Annotated in this window: 5 protein-coding genes and 1 pseudogene; 2 read left to right on the forward strand and 4 right to left on the reverse strand. The window is 52.7% G+C overall.

The genetic code is table 11. The annotated features are described in order from the left end of the window. The first annotated feature begins 167 nt into the window (after window positions 1-167). Complete coding sequence (locus ACR0KW_RS24050) at window positions 168-1,268, forward strand: Fic family protein (RefSeq protein WP_480807281.1); 1,101 nt, start codon at window positions 168-170, stop codon at window positions 1,266-1,268. Between the two features lie 169 nt (window positions 1,269-1,437). Here ACR0KW_RS24050 and ACR0KW_RS24055 read toward each other — a convergent pair whose 3' ends face one another. The 4 genes and pseudogenes from ACR0KW_RS24055 to ACR0KW_RS24070 all read right to left on the reverse strand — a co-directional run bounded on the left by ACR0KW_RS24055 (window position 1,438) and on the right by ACR0KW_RS24070 (window position 3,794). Then, window positions 1,438-2,121, reverse strand: coding sequence for an IS6 family transposase (locus ACR0KW_RS24055; RefSeq protein WP_480807285.1), 684 nt, complete (start codon window positions 2,119-2,121; stop codon window positions 1,438-1,440). 78 nt (window positions 2,122-2,199) lie between these two features. Continuing rightward, window positions 2,200-2,394, reverse strand: a pseudogene (locus tag ACR0KW_RS24060) (PaaI family thioesterase); the annotation flags it as partial. Between the two features lie 24 nt (window positions 2,395-2,418). Then, entirely contained in the window at window positions 2,419-2,580 is a 162-nt protein-coding gene (locus ACR0KW_RS24065; RefSeq protein WP_480807282.1) for a hypothetical protein, read from the reverse strand. Window positions 2,581-2,702: 122 nt separating this feature from the next. Further along, the gene (locus ACR0KW_RS24070; protein ID WP_480807283.1) at window positions 2,703-3,794 is read right to left on the reverse strand and encodes an NAD(P)/FAD-dependent oxidoreductase; all 1,092 of its coding nucleotides are present in this window, start codon (window positions 3,792-3,794) and stop codon (window positions 2,703-2,705) included. Between the two features lie 86 nt (window positions 3,795-3,880). Here ACR0KW_RS24070 and ACR0KW_RS24075 point away from each other — a divergent pair, with 86 nt between their 5' ends. Then, window positions 3,881-4,255, forward strand: coding sequence for a winged helix-turn-helix transcriptional regulator (locus ACR0KW_RS24075; protein WP_480807284.1), 375 nt, complete (start codon window positions 3,881-3,883; stop codon window positions 4,253-4,255). The last annotated feature ends 75 nt before the right edge of the window (window positions 4,256-4,330 follow it).

A 4,330-nucleotide genomic window follows, 5' to 3' on the forward strand; every position in this document is an offset into this window, starting at 1 on the left:
AAATCATGAACTGACTTTCGACTGATTTTACCGAAAGTCATTCACCCGCAGCATCTGACCTCGTCAACAGCCAAAAGTTTGCAACAGATCCCGTGTAATCTCCCAGTTTCGACTGATTTGAACCAAACAATTATTCAGATCAAAATTATTGTAAAAATGATTGGAATGTGTTTACTAATCTCCTCATGACGCAAGTTTGGCAATCCAAGTACTGGCCCGAATTCACTTATGACCATGAGCGGGTAGAATCTTACTTGGCAACATCTTCCCAAAAGGTCGGTGAAATCACGGGCCTCATTGACGGTCTTCCGGATACTGATCGGGAGGAGTTTCATCTTTCGCAAATCGCCCAGGAGGTTATGTCCTCTTTTGGAATCGAAGGCGTGCCCCTTGACGAGACTGAAATCCAGGCATCGATTGTTGCGTCTTTGAAGCACCGCGACAGACGCGCCATTACACGTCGATCTGATGCCGTCGCTGAATTGATGGCGGCCGCGCGTTCGACGATAGGGTCGCTAAGTGCTAGCATATTGTTCGATTGGCACCGGTTGTTATTCTTCGGCATTGAAGTGGAAGACTTGGGTCGTTGGCGTCAGTTCGATCTGGAAATCGTCCGCTCTGCGGTCGCCGGCTCCAATGACGTATTGTACAAAGCACCGCCGCCTGAGCGGCTGGAGCAAGAGATGGCTGTGTTTCTTACGTGGCTGGCGCAGGATCAGAGAGTACCAGTGCCAATCAAGGCGGCGCTGGCGCATCTGTGGTTTGAATCCATCCATCCATTCTCTGATGGAAACGGACGAATTGGTCGGGCGCTGATTGAATTTGTATTTGCGCAGAAAGGTGCATTGCCCTTTTCGTTTTCGCGTCAGGTTGAGCGGGACAAAGAAGCGTATTACCACGCACTACAGGCTGGTAGGCAAGAGGGTAGGGGGGGCATCGACGCAACCGAGTTCGTCATCTGGTTTTTACAAACGTTAGCGAACGCGGCGGTCTTTGCCAGGGAAGAAGCGCAATTTGTCCTGAGGCGCAATCGGTTCTTCTTGCGGTTTGCTCCGCAGCTCAATGCACGGCAGGAACATGTCCTGCGCAAGCTATTCGAACAGGGCCCGGAGCGCGTAGAATTAGGCATCAGCGCTAAGGCATTCCGCAAGATCAGCGGCGCATCGACGGCCACTGCGACCAGAGACTTGCTCTCGATGGAAGCTGTGGGTGTGCTGAAACGGTCAGAGGCAGGCGGGCGTTCGACGGTTTATTGGTTGAACTACTAGAAAGAACGTTGCGGAGCTCTTCCAGGAACTAGTCTCAATGCGGGATCTAAAGGCTTCGAAAAATTGGGTGTTTTTTGCAGTAAGGGCGGAAAGCAGACTTTCGCTGCACATGTGTCGGGTTCTGTCGCAAATTCCTTTGAGAGCAGCTTAGATGGAGCTGGCGATCCGATTATCCTGCCAATTGGGCAAACTGCTGAAACGGCGAGAGTCTGGGCGTAAATTGACCTTTGCGGATCATGGTAACCAGTTCGATACCAGCCAGGGCAGATGCCGCTGAATCGAAAGATTTGAACCCTAGCGTGGGCCTGATCCGACGTTTGATGAACCGGTGATCCTGTTCAATGATGTTATTGAGATATTTCCGCCTGACCATCTCGATTGGGATCGGGCAACCAAAGCCCTTCAGCATCTTGTTGATCGCTTTAATACCGGCTGTGTTCGCGCCGCTTTTGTCGATGACGATTTTGCGTGGCAGCCCGTTAACTTCGAGCGCGCGGGCAAAAAACTTCGTTGCTGCAGCTTTGTTCCGACGCTTGGACAGCATGAAATCAAGCGTTTTTCCGAACTTGTCGATGGCGCGATACAGGTAAACCCACTCACCTTTCACTTTCACATATGTTTCATCCATGCGCCATGAACGGTCGGTAGGACGCTTTCTATATCGCGAAGCATCAGCTACGAGACCGGCATATCGGCTTACCCAGCGGTTCAGCGTCGCATGATCCAGATCAACGCCGCGTTCCGCCATAATTTCTTCCAGATCCCGGTATGAAACACTGTATCGCAGATAGAAGAAAACAGCGTACAAAATCACCTCTTTCGGAAAATGCGCACCCTTGAATGAGATTGTCACCGTCTGCTCCTGTGAAATTCGAGCATGCGCTACCAGAACTACGCTCAACCTGACAGGTGGGGACAAAGTTTGCGACAGAACCCCCACATGTACAGCGTGTGCTTCACAGCGTAGTGCGCCATGGTCGGGCCGAATAGCGCGCACCATGTTGACTTTGGTCTCAAGCGTTGTGAACGCTTTACCGGCTGGAAGTTTGCTTTGAACCGACACACCAAGAGCCGCGTCGAGTACTGTCATAGCCCAGCCACCATGCACTGCACCTAAATGATTCAAATGACGGCCACTTGGGGTGCAATTCTAAACAGCCACTCCGTCGTCGACAGCTGACAGACGGAAATTCATGGTGTGGGCCATCTCGGGCTGTGGAAAGTCTTGTCCCATGGAGAGCTTTAGAAATTCAAGGCCAGGCATAGTCTTGAGCGCTTCACCATAGTTCTTGGTTTGGATAGTGGCTGTCATGCCGGATTTCCTAGCTTTTTGGACCCCGCAAGGGGCTCATACGCATGTGGACTAAGTCCAACGTTCTGGAGTGCAGCGTTTTTTTGAGAAGAGCGCCGAAAGAACGCTCCTAATAAGCAGAGCTATTTCCTGAGGTCCGGAAAACCAAATGCCTTGCGATACTTGGGAATAAAAAGCTCTTTCCCTTTCATCATACGGGTGATCCAGTCACCAACCGTCGCGAAAAGCCAGCTATTGCCAATGACCGGACCCAGCGGGACCAAAATGGGCGCTTTCTTCCAGGGGCTATAGGGTGCCAGGTCCTCAACGGATGAGCCGCCCAGCACCTTCTTCAACGTCTTTACAAGCCAGGGGTTCTGCCTGGTTGTTGCAACAATCGTCATGCCATCCCCTGCATCGGCAATATCCCCAGCAACGAAGACATTTGGATAGTCGGAGGGGCGCAGCCACCTGTCGGTTTTCACTCGGCCCGACGCCTCAAATCTTGCGCCCGGTAGATTTCGCACCAAGGATGTTTGGGGTATTGAACCGACTACTGGAAACACCAGATCAGCCTCGATCACTCGACCATCGGTCAAGGTCACAGCCCCTTCAAAAGGCTGATCCATATGGCGCAGGCCCTGAGCTCTTTGGCCAAAGACAACGGTGACACCGAGGCGTTCGAGCTTGCGGTTGAGCTGCGCGCCCAACTTGGCCGGATACATTGGAAACAAGGCTTCGTCAGACGATATCAATGTGATGGATTTGCCCGGTTGCGCTGAAGCAATTTCTCCTGCGAGCTCTGTTCCCACAGCACCCGCCCCAACAATTGCGATCGAGGTCGCCTTTGCCAGCCGCCCGCTGATTTCCGTGCTAGCCCGACGGAAATCGGCGATGCTGTCGCCCGATGGTTTGAACGGGGCAGCATAGGAAGATCCTGTGGCGATCACGACGAAGTCCGCTGGAAAAACTGCGCCGGATTCCAAAGTGACCTCTGATTGGGAGACTGAAACGGCGCGACCCCGCACGACCTGTCCTGATTTCAGCAGGTTATCATACGGTAGAATGATCTGGTCCAGTAGTGTGGGCTCAACCAGCGCACGGATTGCGGCGGGCGGCTGAACGAAGGCTTCGCGTTGTTCGATGAGGGTGACGTCTGCAAAAGCGTCTAATTTCTGGGCGACCTCGAACCCGACATAGCCTCCCCCCACGATCACGATTTTCTTTTTGACCATTGCGTTCCCCATTGCGGCGTGATGCTTGGAACGTTAGCTATCTATGTGCGATCAAACTAACAAGTACGGTCATTTAGGATACTGCAATGAAACTGGACGAGTCGGAGGAACACTACCGGATTGAGGCGCTGATCTCGGCCATCTCAGGACGTTGGAAGCTGCTAATCATCTATTGGCTGGCGCAAGGTAGCTGCAGGTTCAATCAGCTCCAGCGCAATCTGGGGCGCATTACCCATCGTACATTGACGCGCCAGCTCAGCGAGTTACAGGAGACGGGGTTTGTCTCTCGCAAAGACTTCCAGACCATACCGCCACATGTCGAATACAGTCTCACGCCTCTGGGCCAAAGCCTGATCCCGCTTTTACATGAAATGCACGACTGGGCTGCGCAGAACGCGGGCAAATTGCCGGATCCAAAGACCCCTCTGAGGGTTGTGTCGCAATCTTTTGGGCCAGATTGACAGGGCAGCCTGTTCAGGCATTTGTTTCGCGCAAATAGTTCTCGGACAGGTCTTCGAATGGTCTCTTTGAAAGGC

The sequence above is a fragment of the Ruegeria sp. CG11 genome (assembly GCF_056537245.1).

Excerpts from the sequence above, each read along its gene's own strand:
- ACR0KW_RS24065 (WP_480807282.1), bottom strand. The coding sequence starts at position 2,580 with ATGACAGCCACTATCCAAACCAAGAACTATGGTGAAGCGCTCAAGACT.
- ACR0KW_RS24070 (WP_480807283.1), bottom strand. The coding sequence starts at position 3,794 with ATGGTCAAAAAGAAAATCGTGATCGTGGGGGGAGGCTATGTCGGGTTC.
- ACR0KW_RS24075 (WP_480807284.1), top strand. The coding sequence starts at position 3,881 with ATGAAACTGGACGAGTCGGAGGAACACTACCGGATTGAGGCGCTGATC.